This is a genomic window from Paenibacillus sp. FSL H8-0048 (assembly GCF_038002825.1).
GTDB lineage: Bacteria > Bacillota > Bacilli > Paenibacillales > Paenibacillaceae > Paenibacillus_AQ.
In genome coordinates, this window is sequence record NZ_JBBODF010000001.1 from 5,659,170 (window position 1) to 5,675,511 (window position 16,342).

General features: G+C 48.7%; 11 protein-coding genes, 16 tRNA genes and 2 rRNA genes. 24 read left to right on the top strand and 5 right to left on the bottom strand.

The features are described 5' to 3' along the window. The first annotated feature begins 181 nt into the window (after positions 1-181). The gene (locus NSU18_RS24440) at positions 182-1,903 is read left to right on the top strand and encodes a glycosyl hydrolase family 18 protein (protein ID WP_341150274.1); all 1,722 of its coding nucleotides are present in this window, start codon (positions 182-184) and stop codon (positions 1,901-1,903) included. Positions 1,904-2,030: 127 nt separating this feature from the next. Here the strand turns inward: NSU18_RS24440 and NSU18_RS24445 are convergent, their stop codons facing one another. After that, positions 2,031-2,396: a DUF2614 family zinc ribbon-containing protein gene (locus NSU18_RS24445; RefSeq protein WP_341150275.1), complete on the bottom strand. Its 366-nt coding sequence runs from the start codon at positions 2,394-2,396 to the stop codon at positions 2,031-2,033. Positions 2,397-2,524: 128 nt separating this feature from the next. Between NSU18_RS24445 and NSU18_RS24450 the strand changes: the two genes are divergently transcribed. From NSU18_RS24450 to NSU18_RS24540, 19 genes are all read left to right on the top strand, one after another. Then, positions 2,525-3,400: a nucleotidyltransferase-like protein gene (locus NSU18_RS24450; protein WP_341016665.1), complete on the top strand. Its 876-nt coding sequence runs from the start codon at positions 2,525-2,527 to the stop codon at positions 3,398-3,400. Positions 3,401-3,835: 435 nt separating this feature from the next. After that, positions 3,836-5,396: ribosomal RNA gene (locus NSU18_RS24455) — 16S ribosomal RNA — on the top strand. Between the two features lie 236 nt (positions 5,397-5,632). Then, positions 5,633-8,561, top strand: a 23S ribosomal RNA gene (locus tag NSU18_RS24460). The 16S and 23S rRNA genes sit together here with 16 tRNA genes alongside, the layout of an rRNA operon. A 62-nt stretch (positions 8,562-8,623) precedes the next feature. After that, positions 8,624-8,699 (top strand) — tRNA-Asn (locus tag NSU18_RS24465). A 3-nt stretch (positions 8,700-8,702) separates the two neighbouring features. Further along, positions 8,703-8,792, top strand: a tRNA-Ser gene (locus NSU18_RS24470). Positions 8,793-8,840: 48 nt separating this feature from the next. Continuing rightward, positions 8,841-8,912, top strand: a tRNA-Glu gene (locus NSU18_RS24475). A gap of 5 nt (positions 8,913-8,917) precedes the next feature. Next, positions 8,918-8,993, top strand: a tRNA-Val gene (locus tag NSU18_RS24480). Positions 8,994-9,025: 32 nt separating this feature from the next. Further along, a tRNA-Met gene (locus tag NSU18_RS24485) sits at positions 9,026-9,102 on the top strand. A 22-nt stretch (positions 9,103-9,124) separates the two neighbouring features. Next, positions 9,125-9,202 (top strand) — tRNA-Asp (locus tag NSU18_RS24490). A 21-nt stretch (positions 9,203-9,223) separates the two neighbouring features. Beyond that, positions 9,224-9,299, top strand: a tRNA-Phe gene (locus NSU18_RS24495). A gap of 15 nt (positions 9,300-9,314) precedes the next feature. Further along, positions 9,315-9,390: transfer RNA gene (locus NSU18_RS24500), tRNA-Thr, on the top strand. A gap of 6 nt (positions 9,391-9,396) precedes the next feature. Continuing rightward, a tRNA-Tyr gene (locus NSU18_RS24505) sits at positions 9,397-9,482 on the top strand. Positions 9,483-9,488: 6 nt separating this feature from the next. Beyond that, positions 9,489-9,562 (top strand) — tRNA-Trp (locus NSU18_RS24510). Positions 9,563-9,589: 27 nt separating this feature from the next. Then, positions 9,590-9,665: transfer RNA gene (locus NSU18_RS24515), tRNA-His, on the top strand. A gap of 48 nt (positions 9,666-9,713) precedes the next feature. Then, positions 9,714-9,789, top strand: a tRNA-His gene (locus NSU18_RS24520). 19 nt (positions 9,790-9,808) lie between these two features. Further along, positions 9,809-9,883: transfer RNA gene (locus NSU18_RS24525), tRNA-Gln, on the top strand. 6 nt (positions 9,884-9,889) lie between these two features. Then, positions 9,890-9,964, top strand: a tRNA-Gly gene (locus NSU18_RS24530). Positions 9,965-9,971: 7 nt separating this feature from the next. Next, positions 9,972-10,045 (top strand) — tRNA-Cys (locus tag NSU18_RS24535). A 28-nt stretch (positions 10,046-10,073) separates the two neighbouring features. Continuing rightward, positions 10,074-10,152: transfer RNA gene (locus tag NSU18_RS24540), tRNA-Leu, on the top strand. A 102-nt stretch (positions 10,153-10,254) separates the two neighbouring features. Here NSU18_RS24540 and NSU18_RS24545 read toward each other — a convergent pair. Beyond that, positions 10,255-11,751 carry a monooxygenase gene (locus tag NSU18_RS24545; RefSeq protein ID WP_341016667.1) on the bottom strand — a complete coding sequence of 499 codons (1,497 nt, stop codon included), beginning with the start codon at positions 11,749-11,751 and terminating at the stop codon, positions 10,255-10,257. A 24-nt stretch (positions 11,752-11,775) separates the two neighbouring features. Beyond that, the gene (locus NSU18_RS24550) at positions 11,776-12,231 is read right to left on the bottom strand and encodes a RidA family protein (protein ID WP_341016669.1); all 456 of its coding nucleotides are present in this window, start codon (positions 12,229-12,231) and stop codon (positions 11,776-11,778) included. Between the two features lie 234 nt (positions 12,232-12,465). Here NSU18_RS24550 and NSU18_RS24555 point away from each other — a divergent pair, with 234 nt between their 5' ends. Together NSU18_RS24555 and NSU18_RS24560 are read left to right on the top strand one after the other, a co-directional pair. After that, positions 12,466-12,942, top strand: coding sequence for a MarR family transcriptional regulator (locus NSU18_RS24555; RefSeq protein ID WP_341016670.1), 477 nt, complete (start codon positions 12,466-12,468; stop codon positions 12,940-12,942). 219 nt (positions 12,943-13,161) lie between these two features. Then, entirely contained in the window at positions 13,162-13,422 is a 261-nt protein-coding gene (locus NSU18_RS24560; protein WP_341150276.1) for a hypothetical protein, read from the top strand. A gap of 5 nt (positions 13,423-13,427) precedes the next feature. Here NSU18_RS24560 and NSU18_RS24565 read toward each other — a convergent pair whose 3' ends face one another. Both NSU18_RS24565 and NSU18_RS24570 read right to left on the bottom strand, forming a co-directional pair. After that, positions 13,428-14,687: a CynX/NimT family MFS transporter gene (locus NSU18_RS24565; protein ID WP_341150277.1), complete on the bottom strand. Its 1,260-nt coding sequence runs from the start codon at positions 14,685-14,687 to the stop codon at positions 13,428-13,430. Next, a complete protein-coding gene (locus tag NSU18_RS24570; protein ID WP_341018581.1) occupies positions 14,684-15,361 on the bottom strand; it encodes a FadR/GntR family transcriptional regulator in 678 nt (225 codons plus the stop codon). The genes NSU18_RS24565 and NSU18_RS24570 overlap by 4 nt, the downstream gene beginning before the upstream one ends. A gap of 209 nt (positions 15,362-15,570) precedes the next feature. Here NSU18_RS24570 and NSU18_RS24575 point away from each other — a divergent pair, with 209 nt between their 5' ends. Together NSU18_RS24575 and NSU18_RS24580 are read left to right on the top strand one after the other, a co-directional pair. Beyond that, positions 15,571-16,086, top strand: a complete 516-nt coding sequence (locus NSU18_RS24575; RefSeq protein WP_341016673.1) for a MarR family transcriptional regulator — start codon at positions 15,571-15,573, stop codon at positions 16,084-16,086. Continuing rightward, a complete protein-coding gene (locus NSU18_RS24580; RefSeq protein ID WP_341016675.1) occupies positions 16,073-16,324 on the top strand; it encodes a hypothetical protein in 252 nt (83 codons plus the stop codon). The genes NSU18_RS24575 and NSU18_RS24580 overlap by 14 nt, the downstream gene beginning before the upstream one ends. The last annotated feature ends 18 nt before the right edge of the window (positions 16,325-16,342 follow it).

A 16,342-nucleotide genomic window follows, 5' to 3' on the forward strand; every position in this document is an offset into this window, starting at 1 on the left:
GTAAGCGTGTGGAGTCCAAATACGGATTCTGCACGCTTTTTTTGTATGGAGATACAATCAAGCTGTTACAAAAATACAAACCTTCCAAGAGATTCGCGCAACCAAGCTCGCCTGCATGGCGTATACTTAACAGAAGTGTTGCCTGCTTTTAAAATTCAACGAACGGTTTGGAGGACCTATTTTGGACAGAAGACAGAGACAAAGACGCGTCACGAAGCGTGGAAGTCTTACTCGCCGCTTATTGGGACTTGTCATCATAGCCGCCGCAGCCTTTTGGGTTGTTTATTATGTACTGCCGAACCGCCAGCATCTGGACCCGGACTGGAAGGGGCTGGACAAGCCGATTTTTGTGAAGGGACAGCTTACCGGCTATTCAGCATCGGGTACGGGGGACAGTCTGCTTTTACCGCTGCCTTTTTTGCAGGAATATGTAGATCCTTCTATCCGTTATGAAAAAGAGAGCAAATCAGTCATCCTCTCAACGGACAGCAGTCTGCTGTACATGCAGGAGGAATCCAAGGCCGCAGCTCTGAACAATGAACCTCTGCAGCTTCGCCTTGCTCCCGAGGTTAAAGATAAAGTGACCTATCTTCCGGCAGATACACTGGAGAATCTGTACGGCTTCGAGATCGAAGAGAATGCGAATACCGGTGCGGTGCTGCTAATGACTGCGGGAGAATCGGTGCCGCTTGGCAAGGTGAAGGGTAAAGAAGGCGGGAAAACGAAAGCCCTGCGCAGTGAACCTTCGGTGCATGCACCGATTTTGGCCGATATGAACCCTGGCGATGTTGTACGGATCTGGAACACGGACACCAAGGACTGGGTATACGCCCAGCTTGATAATGGTTATTCGGGCTACGCCCAGGCTGATGATATTACCGGAGACGGCACCCGAACGGTAGAAAAGAAGCCCGAAACACCTACACGTGCGCAGCGCAGCTGGAAGGATAAACCGGTTAACATGTTCTGGGAAGCCGTGTACGAACGCAAGCCAAACCCGGCCAAATTTGCAGCCTTGCCTGGAATTAATGTGGTTAGCCCCACCTGGTTCAGCATTATTGATGTGAAGGGGAATGTGCGCAGCCAGGCGGACCGCTCTTATGTGGATTGGGCGCATAATCAGGGGATGGAGGTATGGGGGCTGCTGAGCAACAGCTTTGAACCTGATTTGACTACGGAAGCCTTATCCACGTATGACAATCGGATGAATGCCATTGTGCAGATGCTTAAGTATGCAGACCTGTATAACTTAGACGGGATTAATATCGACTTCGAGAATGTGTACACCAAGGATGGACCGAACGTAACCCAGTTCATGCGGGAACTCAAGCCGATGGCCCAGAGCCGGAATCTGATTGTCTCTATTGACGTAACGCCGAAGTCCAAGAGCGAGATGTGGTCCCTGTTCCTCGACCGCCCGGCGCTTGCAGCCGCATCAGACTTCCTGATTGTAATGGCCTACGACGAGCACTGGGCAGCCAGTCCGGTTGCAGGCTCAGTAGCCTCTCTACCATGGGTTAAGACCTCTATGAACCGGATTATCGAGGAGGATATGGTGCCGTCAGAGAAGCTGATTCTGGGAGTGCCGCTCTATACGCGGATCTGGACGGAAGCCACCGAGAAGGGCAAGACCAAAGTAAGCTCCAAGGCCGTCAGCATGAATGCGGTCAAGGAGATTATCGCCGAGAAGAAGCTGACACCGGTATTCGATAAGGAAGCCGGACAGAACTACGTGGAGTATAAGGAAGATGATGTTCTCCGCAAAATCTGGATCGAGGACAGCACCTCGCTCACAGCCAGGGTAGAGCTGGCCCAGTCCTTGAAGCTGGGCGGAGTGGCCGCCTGGAACCGGAGCTTCGCCAGTCCGGAGGCTTGGGAAGCATTGAAGGGAATTATTAAATAAGAATGATCTCCTGCTGATCATAATCATAAAAAAGGTGTTGTCCTAGGGAGGACAACACCTTTTTTGCAAGAAAATCTGAATGCCCACATCACAACAAATGATTGAAGTTAACGCTTCATGAACAGGGTTAATGTTTAAGCTGTTGGAGTTCAAGCTCTTCGGCGGTAATAGTAGCTTGTGCAGCGTCCATGGTGAGGATGGTGTGGCAGAACATACAGCGGTCGGTTTTGCCCAGCATTTTGGTCAGCTTATGGCACTCCGGACATTCCACCTGAACTGCACTGGTTGAGAGCATGCCCGCCCAGAAATAAATAGCCAGACTGGCCATCATGGAGACGAGTCCAATGACAAGACCGACAGCAGCGACGACTTTTCCGGCAGATCCCCAGAATACAATGCCTGCGGTTCCCATGATCATGAGACCCATGCCCAGCATGGTCAGAAGCAGTCCCCAGGTGCGAAAAGCATTGATTTTGGCCGATTTAAATTTCATGAGTATGATCTCCTAACTGAAATATAGTTCGGTTGTTCAGGAGGAACTGGCATGAATATGTAGAATAAGCTTATGTATAGAGATTATAACTGACGGACGCAAAATCGCCAAATTTGATGGAGGGAAGTATGGAACTGTCCAATTTGACCCTATTAAGCGGGGAGACATTTGAGGAGAATGTTCTTGGAGCCGTTGCTTGGCGGCAAAGAGGGGATGCCACGTTTCAAAGTGCGCTGTTGCATGATTTTGATATGGTGGTCCTTCTGCTGCACGAGGAACAGGAGACGGAACGCATCATAACCCATAGCATTGCCGGTGATAAGCGGACACAATCGGTGCATGTAGGTCTGTCTGCACTGGAACGTGCTGTCATGGCAGGGGATAACAACGAGCTGCTGAGCAGCCTGATATCCGGAGAGGTACTTTGGGACCCGAAGGGGATCTTGGCGGAGATGCGCAAGCAGCTCATTCAGTTTGAGGGCCCGCTCAAAGAACGGGTAATGTTTATGGAATTCGCCCGTTTTTTACATATGTATATTAAGTCCAAGCGGTATATTGAGGCAGGCTGTACCATGGACGCCTATAATTGCGTACTTATTGCCTTGTATCATTGGGCGCGCATTGAAGTGAGTGAAGCGGGGGATTTCCCGGAACCGGCAGTATGGGGGCAGGTGAAAAGCCTCAACTCCCCGGTCCATAAGCTATATGAAGAATTGACTATCAGCACAGAGACACTGGACCAGAGAATTGAACTGATTCTGCTTGCCTGTGAATTTGCCCTCATGTCAAAAATGGAGGAGTGCTGTACCATGCTGCTTCATATTCTGGGCAGCCGTAAGGAGGCGTGGAGTATGAAGGAGCTTCTGCAGCATTCGGGGCTCAGCCCGCTCCAGGCAGAATTGCCGCTTGTGCTTCGCAAGCTGGTTTCCCGTTCATTAATTCGGGAGATTGCCTCGTGGGCAGTGGATGCCGGAGATGGTCATGCCATTCGTTATACGCTCTAAATTAACAAATCGTCTACTGTCGGTAATAGCTCTATATAGATAGCATCAGCGGGGGAATGGAGAGAGTGAATATACTCTCTTTTTTTATTTTTCCGGGTTTGTAGAAGAGCTGAGGGAGAGCATAATATTTAGGGTTGACTAGGGTGCAGTTCTTATGATAAATTATAACTCGTCCCTCTGACATAACGATGCGCAGCAATGCAGTCGTAAATCAGCCGAAAAAAGAAATTAAAAAAAAGGTTGACTAAAACGAGGACGCTGTGATATATTATAAAGGTCGCTGCTGAGACAAAAGACGGCGACGAAAGATGAACTTGATCTTTGAAAACTGAACAACGAGTGAGTATCTGGAGATCACTTCGGTGAGATCCAAAATTAGAGAATGTAAATTCTCGTCAGATGTTTCAAAATGAGCAATCGCTCTTTCTAAATACCAATTTGGAGAGTTTGATCCTGGCTCAGGACGAACGCTGGCGGCGTGCCTAATACATGCAAGTCGAGCGGAGTTTGAGAGGAAGCTTGCTTCCTCTTAGACTTAGCGGCGGACGGGTGAGTAACACGTAGGCAACCTGCCCTCAAGGCTGGGATAACTACCGGAAACGGTAGCTAATACCGGATAATTTCTTTCTTCTCCTGAGGAGAGAATGAAAGGCGGAGCAATCTGCTGCTTGGGGATGGGCCTGCGGCGCATTAGCTAGTTGGTGGGGTAACGGCCCACCAAGGCGACGATGCGTAGCCGACCTGAGAGGGTGAACGGCCACACTGGGACTGAGACACGGCCCAGACTCCTACGGGAGGCAGCAGTAGGGAATCTTCCGCAATGGGCGCAAGCCTGACGGAGCAACGCCGCGTGAGTGATGAAGGTTTTCGGATCGTAAAGCTCTGTTGCCAGGGAAGAACGTCCGGTAGAGTAACTGCTGCCGGAGTGACGGTACCTGAGAAGAAAGCCCCGGCTAACTACGTGCCAGCAGCCGCGGTAATACGTAGGGGGCAAGCGTTGTCCGGAATTATTGGGCGTAAAGCGCGCGCAGGCGGTTATTTAAGTCTGGTGTTTAAACCTTGGGCTCAACCTGAGGTCGCACTGGAAACTGGGTGACTTGAGTACAGAAGAGGAAAGTGGAATTCCACGTGTAGCGGTGAAATGCGTAGATATGTGGAGGAACACCAGTGGCGAAGGCGACTTTCTGGGCTGTAACTGACGCTGAGGCGCGAAAGCGTGGGGAGCAAACAGGATTAGATACCCTGGTAGTCCACGCCGTAAACGATGAGTGCTAGGTGTTAGGGGTTTCGATACCCTTGGTGCCGAAGTTAACACAGTAAGCACTCCGCCTGGGGAGTACGGTCGCAAGACTGAAACTCAAAGGAATTGACGGGGACCCGCACAAGCAGTGGAGTATGTGGTTTAATTCGAAGCAACGCGAAGAACCTTACCAGGTCTTGACATCCAACTAACGAAGCAGAGATGCATCAGGTGCCCTTCGGGGAAAGTTGAGACAGGTGGTGCATGGTTGTCGTCAGCTCGTGTCGTGAGATGTTGGGTTAAGTCCCGCAACGAGCGCAACCCTTGACTTTAGTTGCCAGCAGGTTGAGCTGGGCACTCTAGAGTGACTGCCGGTGACAAACCGGAGGAAGGTGGGGATGACGTCAAATCATCATGCCCCTTATGACCTGGGCTACACACGTACTACAATGGCCGGTACAACGGGAAGCGAAGCCGCGAGGTGGAGCCAATCCCAGCAAAGCCGGTCTCAGTTCGGATTGCAGGCTGCAACTCGCCTGCATGAAGTCGGAATTGCTAGTAATCGCGGATCAGCATGCCGCGGTGAATACGTTCCCGGGTCTTGTACACACCGCCCGTCACACCACGAGAGTTTACAACACCCGAAGTCGGTGGGGTAACCCGCAAGGGAGCCAGCCGCCGAAGGTGGGGTAGATGATTGGGGTGAAGTCGTAACAAGGTAGCCGTATCGGAAGGTGCGGCTGGATCACCTCCTTTCTATGGAGAATCGTCTTCTGCAATGAAGACATTCAAATCTTAAATCTAGCCGGTCGGCTAGTTACTCACTCGTTGGTCAGTTTTGAGAGCTCAAACTCTCACGCAAGAAACTTGATCCTTGAAAACTGGATACCGAAACGAATTTGCGTTTTAGAACATTCCTTTAAGCTGAACTTGTGTAAACAAGTTTCAATATTTTAGTGATGCTAAGTGATTTTCCTAACGGAAAACACATTGGTTAAGCTACTAAGAGCACACGGAGGATGCCTAGGCGCCAGGAGCCGACGAAGGACGTGGCGAACAACGAAACTGCCTCGGGGAGCTGTAAGCAAGCTTTGATCCGGGGGTGTCCGAATGGGGAAACCCAGCTGTGGTAATTCGCAGTTACTCGTATCTGAATACATAGGATACGCAGAGGCAGACCAGGGGAACTGAAACATCTAAGTACCCTGAGGAAGAGAAAACAATAGTGATTCCGTCAGTAGCGGCGAGCGAACGCGGAACAGCCTAAACCAAGAGGCTTGCCTCTTGGGGTTGTGGGACGTCTCACATGGAGTTACAAAGGAATAGGGTAGGCGAAGAGGTCTGGAAAGGCCCGCGATAGAGGTAAAAGCCCTGTAGCCGAAATGGTATTCTCTCCGAGACGGATCCCGAGTAGTGCGGGGCACGTGAAACCCCGTATGAATCCAGCAGGACCATCTGCTAAGGCTAAATACTACCTGGCGACCGATAGTGAAACAGTACCGTGAGGGAAAGGTGAAAAGCACCCCGGAAGGGGAGTGAAATAGAACCTGAAACCGTGTGCTTACAAAAAGTCAGAGTCCTCTTTATGGATGATGGCGTGCCTTTTGTAGAATGAACCGGCGAGTTACGTTTAACATGCAAGGTTAAGGTGAGAAGCCGGAGCCGCAGCGAAAGCGAGTCTGAATAGGGCGACTAAGTATGTGGACGTAGACCCGAAACCGTGTGATCTACCCCTGTCCAGGGTGAAGGTGCGGTAACACGCACTGGAGGCCCGAACCCACGCATGTTGAAAAATGCGGGGATGAGGTGGGGGTAGCGGAGAAATTCCAATCGAACTCGGAGATAGCTGGTTCTCCCCGAAATAGCTTTAGGGCTAGCCTCGGTGAATGGAGTGGTGGAGGTAGAGCACTGATTGGGTGCGGGGCCCGCAAGGGTTACCAAGCTCAGTCAAACTCCGAATGCCATTTACTTCTTGCCGGGAGTCAGACAGTGAGTGCTAAGATCCATTGTCAAAAGGGAAACAGCCCAGACCATCAGCTAAGGTCCCCAAGTGTGTGTTAAGTGGGAAAGGATGTGGAGTTGCACAGACAACCAGGATGTTGGCTTAGAAGCAGCCACCATTGAAAGAGTGCGTAATAGCTCACTGGTCGAGTGACTCTGCGCCGAAAATGTAACGGGGCTAAACACACCACCGAAGCTATGGCTAGATGCTTTGCATCTGGGGTAGGGGAGCGTTGTGTAGGGGTTGAAGGTGTACCGTAAGGAGCGCTGGACACTACACAAGTGAGAATGCCGGTATGAGTAACGAAAAGATCAGTGAGAATCTGATCCGCCGAAAGCCCAAGGTTTCCTGAGGAAGGCTCGTCCGCTCAGGGTAAGTCGGGACCTAAGGCGAGGCCGACAGGCGTAGTCGAAGGACAACAGTTTGAAATTACTGTACCACCGTAATCCGCTATGAGCGATGGGGTGACGCAGGAGGGTAGTGACGCGGACTGATGGATGTCCGTCTAAGCAGTGAGGCTGGTGTGCAGGCAAATCCGCACACCGTGAAGGCTGGGCTGTGATGGGGAGCGAAAATTACAGTAGCGAAGGTCATGATCTCACACTGCCAAGAAAAGCCTCTAGTCAGGAGAAGGTGCCCGTACCGCAAACCGACACAGGTAGGCGAGAAGAGAATTCTAAGGCGCGCGGAAGAACTCTCGTTAAGGAACTCGGCAAAATGACCCCGTAACTTCGGGAGAAGGGGTGCCTCGGTAGGGTGAATAGCCCGAGGGGGCCGCAGTGAAAAGGCCCAAGCGACTGTTTAGCAAAAACACAGGTCTGTGCGAAGCCGTAAGGCGAAGTATACGGGCTGACGCCTGCCCGGTGCTGGAAGGTTAAGGGGAGCGGTTAGGACGCAAGTCCGAAGCTGTGAACCGAAGCCCCAGTAAACGGCGGCCGTAACTATAACGGTCCTAAGGTAGCGAAATTCCTTGTCAGGTAAATTCTGACCCGCACGAATGGCGTAACGACTTGGGCGCTGTCTCAACGAGAGATCCGGTGAAATTTTAATACCTGTGAAGATGCAGGTTACCCGCGACAAGACGGAAAGACCCCATGGAGCTTTACTGCAGCTTGATATTGAATTTGGGTACGATCTGTACAGGATAGGTGGGAGCCGTTGAAGCAGGAGCGCAAGCTTCTGTGGAGGCGCCGTTGGGATACCACCCTGATCGTATCTAGGTTCTAACCTGGTACCCTTAGCGGGTACGGGGACCGTGTCAGGCGGGCAGTTTGACTGGGGCGGTCGCCTCCTAAAGAGTAACGGAGGCGTTCAAAGGTTCCCTCAGAATGGTTGGAAATCATTCGCAGAGTGCAAAGGCATAAGGGAGCTTGACTGCGAGACCTACAAGTCGAGCAGGGACGAAAGTCGGACTTAGTGATCCGGTGGTACCGCATGGAAGGGCCATCGCTCAACGGATAAAAGCTACCCTGGGGATAACAGGCTTATCTCCCCCAAGAGTCCACATCGACGGGGAGGTTTGGCACCTCGATGTCGGCTCATCGCATCCTGGGGCTGAAGTAGGTCCCAAGGGTTGGGCTGTTCGCCCATTAAAGCGGTACGCGAGCTGGGTTCAGAACGTCGTGAGACAGTTCGGTCCCTATCTGTCGTGGGCGCAGGAAATTTGAGAGGAGCTGTCCTTAGTACGAGAGGACCGGGATGGACGTACCGCTGGTGCATCAGTTGTTCCGCCAGGAGCATGGCTGAGTAGCTACGTACGGACGGGATAAGCGCTGAAAGCATCTAAGCGTGAAGCCCCCCTCAAGATGAGATTTCCCAACATGTAAGACCCCTTGAAGACGACGAGGTAGATAGGTTGGAGGTGGAAGTGCAGCAATGCATGGAGCTGACCAATACTAATCGGTCGAGGGCTTATCCAAATTTCGATCACGCAGATTCGTTTCGGATTCAGTTTTCAGGCGATTAAGCCTGGTATGTATATTCCCTGATAGCTCAGTTGGTAGAGCACTCGACTGTTAATCGAGTTGTCACAGGTTCGAGTCCTGTTCGGGGAGCCATATGGAGAGGTGTCCGAGTTTGGCCGAAGGAGCACGATTGGAAATCGTGTAGGCGCCACAAGCGTCTCGAGGGTTCGAATCCCTCTCTCTCCGTAGCGTTACCTCCCTGCAAGGGGATGAGAGTAAATGTATTTACAGCATGGCTCGTTGGTCAAGGGGTTAAGACACCTCCCTTTCACGGAGGTAACATGGGTTCGAATCCCATACGAGTCATATATGGAGGCTTAGCTCAGCTGGGAGAGCATCTGCCTTACAAGCAGAGGGTCGGGGGTTCGAACCCCTCAGCCTCCACCATCTATCTTAACCGAATAGATTATGTTCAATGACGCGGGGTGGAGCAGCCCGGTAGCTCGTCGGGCTCATAACCCGAAGGCCGCAGGTTCAAATCCTGCCCCCGCAACCAATCTTCACAAAGTACCAAACCTGGAACCGTGGTGTAGTTGGCCTAACATGCCTGCCTGTCACGCAGGAGACCGCGGGTTCGAATCCCGTCGGTTCCGCCATCTTTACAGAATCACTTTTATGGCTCGGTAGCTCAGTCGGTAGAGCAAAGGACTGAAAATCCTTGTGTCGGGGGTTCGATTCCCTCCCGCGCCACCATATACAACTTAATATGCCGGTGTAGCTCAATTGGTAGAGCAACTGACTTGTAATCAGTAGGTTGGGGGTTCAAGTCCTCTCGCCGGCACCATCCCGTGGAGGCTTAGCGAAGTGGCCAAACGCATCAGACTGTAAATCTGCTCACGTACGTGTTCGGTGGTTCGAATCCATCAGCCTCCACCATTTTTTAGGGGCATAGTTTAAAGGTAGAACAACGGTCTCCAAAACCGTTGGTGTGGGTTCAATTCCTGCTGCCCCTGCCAAGTAATTTCATATAAAAGAATCATATGGCGACCGTGGCGAAGGGGTTAACGCACCGGATTGTGGTTCCGGCATTCGTGGGTTCGAGACCCATCGGTCGCCCCATTTCTTTTATAAGAATTACATAGGAATACAACTTAAAAGCTTCATATGGCGACTGTGGCGAAGGGGTTAACGCACCGGATTGTGGTTCCGGCATTCGTGGGTTCGAGACCCATCAGTCGCCCCATTTTTATTCAATAAGTTGTTGGGGATTAGCCAAGCGGTAAGGCAACGGACTTTGACTCCGTCATTCATAGGTTCGATTCCTATATCCCCAGCCATTATATGCGGACGTGGCTCAGCGGTAGAGCATCGCCTTGCCAAGGCGAGGGTCGCGGGTTCGATTCCCGTCGTCCGCTCCATTTTTTCGGTGCCATAGCCAAGTGGTAAGGCAAAGCTCTGCAAAAGCTTTATCCCCAGTTCAAATCTGGGTGGCACCTCCATTATTTTTTAGGAATTGTATATGTATACGCCGGCGTGGCGGAATGGCAGACGCGCTCGACTCAAAATCGAGTGGGAAACCGTGGAGGTTCGAGTCCTCTCGCCGGTATTATTTTTAAAAGGAACGGCCCATTAGACTCTTCATCTAATGGGCCGTTTTTATTTTTCTCGGATCATTCAAAATCTATTGTTACACACCTCAAGCGAATTACTACACGGTAATGTCTCCGCACCAGCGAATGATTCCTTCTTTTATGGTTTGAATTGGATTGGGATCGGATAGAGAAATCGCCCAGGCAATATGTCCATCCGGCCGAATCAGCGCCGTGTGGACGTCGTTCCAATCTGCGTCAGCCTCAGTCAAAGAGGCATGTACCACTTGAAGGTTGCTATACGTTTCCCATTGACCGCTATTCTGTTCATCAGAATGGAAATGCAACAGAAGAAAAGTACCTTTGTGCAAGAGCGGGTAGGAGTTAATTAATTGCCCGTCTTTCAGCTTTAAGCTTAGATCTTTGAAACGTTTCCCGTTTAAAGGATGGGAAGGCGCTTCGGCGTCGGGTACATAATGTACGTCTAGGGCAGAAATTTGTGCAGCGATTTGATAATTAGCCTCCGGTATTTGAATCAGATTAGCCAGCATGCTTCGCAGTTCCATGATGAGAGGCGTCACGTCCAGAAGCAGGGTCTGGACCTCGGTATTCCGGAGCAAGGCCGTATTCCATGGAATACGTTCGGCATGATAACTGTCCAATAGCCAGTCTGGAGCCCAGCCTTTGATTGCTCCTGCAAGCTTCCAGCCTAAGTTCATCGCTTCTTGTAAGCCGACGTTCATTCCCTGTCCACCAGCGGGAAAATGAATGTGCGCCGAATCTCCCGCCAAGAACAATCGGCCATTCCGATAGCGTTCCGCTTGCCGCGTAGCATTTCCGAATCGGGACATCCATTTCACATCGTTCAATCCCAGGTCACTTCCGGTCGTACGGATGAGCGATGAACGAAACTCTTCCAATGTAACGCTCTCATCCTTGGAGACGTTACGTCTCTCCATATCGATCATCAAGACTCGATAGATATGATCATTGATTGGAATGATGCTGACCAATCCTTGTTCTGTAATTCGGGATATGACACTCATAGGAGCCAAATCAGATAGAACAGCATCCCCCAGAATAGCCGTGAAGGTCGCATCTGTACCTTCAAAGGATATATTTGCGTGTTTGCGAACCAAGCTTCTGGCTCCATCCGTACCTACCACGTAAGCTGATCTTAACGTTGTTTCTCCATGCGGTCCCGCGATCTTAACGTCGACCCCATTCTCATCCTGATGCACAGACAGAGCCTCGACCTCTCTCAAGACCTCCGCGCCAAGACTAAGAGCCCAATCCTCCAGCACCTTCTCTGTCTCACTCTGTGGTAAAAAGAGGGTGTGATTGGAAGAAGAATCCAACACCGAGAAATCCAAAGGAGTTTCTAATCCGGCGAAATGTCCTCTCGAAAGTAAGCGGCCTTGCTTGATTAATTGTGATTTCACTCCACGCATATCTAATATTTCAAGCGTGCGTGGATGTACGGTAAGCGCACGTGAATATGGGGTTGTCTCCTTTAGTCGCTCAATGACGCACACCTTTACACCGGCTAAGGCCAATTCTCCAGCCAACATCATGCCGACAGGACCGCCACCGATCAGGATGACTTCATATTTCATATCAACAACCTCTTTTCTTATACATTATGGGAAGATCACGATAGCGTCTATTTCGATAAGCCATTCAGGATCGGCTAGTGCTTGAACGCCTATATAGGTACTTGCTGTCCTCGGCCAGTTAGGGCCAAACACATGGAATCCGGCCTTAAAAATAATCGAAATCAAATCCGGGCTGTGGTTTACGACAAAAATATTCATTTTTGCAATGCACAAGGGATCCGCTTGCACGGCTTCCAAAGCATACTTAAGATTGGTGAACACTTGAATCGCTTGCGCGTAATAATCCCCTGAACCGATCAATGCTCCTGATTCATCTACAGAGACCTGACCTGAGATGAAAGCCAATTTGGAGGCAGTAGTTACCACGACATGAGAAATTACAGATGTAACCTTGTCCGTCAATATCTTCGGATTCACAATTTCCATAGGCAGGTAGGCTCCATTCCCATATATATAAATCTTCTCTTGAAAAGTGGTCAAGTATTTCCAGTAAACCTCCTTCATCAATTATTGTTTCGTTAGAACCTTTTTTACTGCCTGTTAAAACAAGTGTGATGAAAATTATATGCTTATTTAGTTTCATATGAAACAATATTAGTTTACTTTGTTGCTATTTGTTCTGTCAACCCCAATAATAATAAGTTATGATAATTTGTTTCATGTAAAACAATATGTGATATAATGATAAAAACAAGTTAAGGAGCCAGCATAATCATGGATACTGCCAGTAAGAACAAAACCGCCATTCATGAATTTTTCGTTCAGTTTCTTGAGCAAAAAGAGCAGTATGAAACCCGAATAACTGCCACATACCTGGAGGATATCCGGAAACATATTGAATCAGAATTCAGCTTGAATATGACGGAACTGCACATCATTGCGTGCATCGGTGAGCAGGAGCCGATCAATCTCACTTCCATCGCGGAGAGAATAAATTTAAGCAAAGGAAATACCTCCAAGATCGCAAATAAATTATTAAAGGCAGGTTGGGTTCGAAAAGCCCAGCTCAACGACAACAAAAAGGAAGTGTACTTTCGGCTAACGTCTGTCGGCAAAAAGCTATTTGCTGCTCATGATGAGCTTCATGCGAAGGAAAAGCAAAGAATGTACGAATTTTTGGAAAAATATAACGAAAGCGAGCTCGAATTTATTAAACGGTTGTTTGGAGAAATGGTTGACTTCTATCGTTAACCTACCGGGTACAAGAGCTCAATAATCATAAAGCTTAACCGAAATGGTACTCGATAACGCACAAGTAAGGCATTAGTTTTACCTCATGAGGCTGCATCCGCGAGGGTGGCAGCGAACTTGGGTGGTACCGCGAAACAATCCCCATTCGTCCTTGTATGAGCTGACCGCTGTCAGTTTGCTCAGGCGGAGAGGGGGGGATATTGCAAAGGAGGCTGCCCCATGGAACAGCAATTAGGAATGATGAATGTAACAACCATGCCGTCAGAGGAATATATACCCGGTTCGGAGGTGCTTTTGCGCGGCTTGCTGAAGGAAGACTTTGGGGAGGGTCTGCGCTCTGTTTTATGGTTTCCTTCAATGAAAAAGCGAAAGTCTGGGAATTTATTTCTCGTCCATGACTATCGCTTTTTTGATTTCATCAATTGCTTTTTTGATTTCATGAATTCACATCGGAATCGGATATGGGCTCTTCATTTATGAAATTTTTAATTTTTTGCGCGCCGGTCATTCGCCGAACCCACAAATTGATTTCTGCCTGCACCTAGACCAACAATACCGAGGAGAGCAGAAGCGCCAACCAAAATCAGGAGTGGAGCACTCCAACTATGAGTGGCATCATGCAGGTATCCAATCAGCGCCGGGCCGATGGCTGCCAGCAGATACCCGATGGATTGGGCCATGCCCGATAATTCCGCCGCTTGATGGGCACTTTGAGTGCGCAAGCCGAAAAACATCATAGACAAGCCAAAGGCAAAGCCCGCTCCAATTCCAAGAATAATTACCCACAACAGAAGCAGTTGGATACTGCTATAGAGAAGCCCAAGCGTTCCGATTAAAAGTAGGATTGTTGTAATAACCACTAAGGACCGCTGGTTAGACATTCGCCCTGCCATAACAGGGACGATAAATGAAAAGGGGAGGGAAGCCATAATCAAAACCGAGAGAAACCAGCCGGATTGACTTGAATTGATGCCTTGTTCTTTTAGGATTTCAGGCAACCAGGCAACCAGCACATAGAAAATGGCTGATTGAATTCCCATAAAAAGAGTCACCTGCCAAGCTAATGGAGAGCGCCATATTTTAACCTGATGGTTCTTACCTGTGCTGTTACTAATAATGGCGGGTTTCGTTGGAGTCTTGAGCAGCGGTATCCAAAAGAGAATGGAGATGATGCTAAGTATTCCCCATACTCCCAGAGCACCTTGCCAGTTCATACCTGCTCCCACAGCTAAGGGAATACTAATACCGGAAGCAATCGCCCCGCATAGATTCATGGAAACTGAATAGACCCCTGTCATAGTCCCCATTTGCTGCGGAAATTCCCGTTTAATCAGGCTGGGAAGTAATACATTACATATAGTAATAGCAAATCCCAGAATTGCAGTTCCAACATATAATGTCGCTGCTCCAGATAACGACCGAACAGCAATACCGATGACTAAAAAAATCAGAGAAATCAGGATAATTCGTTCTATACCATATCTATGTCCTAATTTGGGTACAAAAGGTGATAATAGGGCAAATGCAATTAGTGGAACTGTAGTAATCAGGCCTGCTAAAGTATTAGAAATATGCACATTGTCCCGAATAAGGCTGACCAAGGGTCCCACTGATGTGAGAGGGGCGCGCAAATTCGCTGCGATAAAAATAATTCCTATGATCATGAACCAGAGTGTCGTTTGCTTCTTAATACCGGTATTGGATATTCCATCGTGCTTGTTTAACAATTGTTCTGGTGAACTCATAGATGTGCCTCCTGTGTACGGGCTTTATCAATGTATAAACGAACAGCCTCCTCCGCTTGATGACTATTCTGGTCAGCAATGGCTTGATAGAGCAGGGCATGAGAATCGAGATAAAAATCTACGGTTTTGAGATCCTTCATTTCCAAAATCATGTTTTGCAGCGCCGCGGAAATATGATTGTATAAATTCGACATCAATTGGTTATGCGAAGCGGCTATCACCATTTTGTGAAACTCCACATCCAAATAGGCATAAGCTTCAAGATCTTGCCGGGCGGCTGCTTGTCTGCACTGGTCAAGACATGTCCGAAGTGCCGCCAAATCTTCCTCGTCTCTCCTGAGCGCAGCCAGGGCAGCCGCCTCTCTCTCTAATGCATACCGGACCTCCAGGCTCTCAAACTTATCGGTATGTTCTATTACTTTTCTAATCACTGACCCCAAAACACTGGAGGAGCAGACATATGTGCCGTCCCCTTGTCTGGTCTTGAGCAGACCCGCATAGGTTAGAGCCCGAATCGCTTCCCTTAAGGTATTACGACTGACATGAAGCTGCTCCATTAGCTCCGGCTCTGGAGGAATACGCGTCCCTACTTGCCATTCGCTGCTTTCGATCTTCTCTTGGATCTGGTAGGCCACCTGTTCCACCAAGGTTAAACGTTGAGTCTGAGCTAACAATTGTATCATTCCTTTGCAAACGTAGGATGTTTGGTACTTTGGTTGAATTATAGCAGATTCAATTCGGCTTGAAAAGATGAAAATGATATTGATTCTCAATCTCATTCGTGCTAATATGATTTTGTTCAGTTGTGAACAAAAATAAAAGCAATGGATGGCTGCCTTTAACCATGGGCTGAATCAAACACAAGAGAGGAGAGACCCGGCAAGTGGAATTTCAAAATCATTCTAAAGGCCACCTTTATGAGCAATATATCAGAATGCTGCATTTGAACGAATTATATACAGAACATGAAATTAACGTGTTTCGGGAGCAAGCACAAAAGCTTCAAATCGATATGCTCTCCAATAATATTACCAGTGTGCACGTTATTGATTGCATTGGTGATCATGAGCCGATTAATCATACCGGAATAACCCAAAAAATGAATTTGTCCAAAGCAAGCATTACAAATATTAGTTCAAAGTTATTGGAGATGGGTTTCATTGTGAGAAGTCAAATGAACAACAACCGAAAGGAAAGTTATTTCAGTCTAACGGATAAGGGAAGACAGGTGTATCAACTGCACCAAAAGATGCATCAAGAGAAAGAAGAGGGTTTTTATCAGTTTATTGAAGCTTATTCAGAGGCTGAATTACAGACGATTGGGAAGTTCATGAGTGATTTGTTGGCGCGCGCCGAAGAATACTCCGAGGGGAAGTTTAACGGAAATGAAGATATTTAATTCGAGACGGAAGGAAGCATCAGGTGATGAAGAAAAAAAACCGGGTCTCTCAGAATTAGAGCAAATTGCCAGTGAGAAAAGAAAGGTTCAATTTTACCTCAGATTGATGCTGGGATTAGGTTCAACCTGTGGTGTGATGATACCTATAGAACCTTTTTTTACGACTCTAAATGAGCTTTCCGCTCAAGAGACTGCACTTTTACAAAAGGCAAAGGATCAATTAGATCAATCAGAATGAAAAGGAAGGACAGTTTCC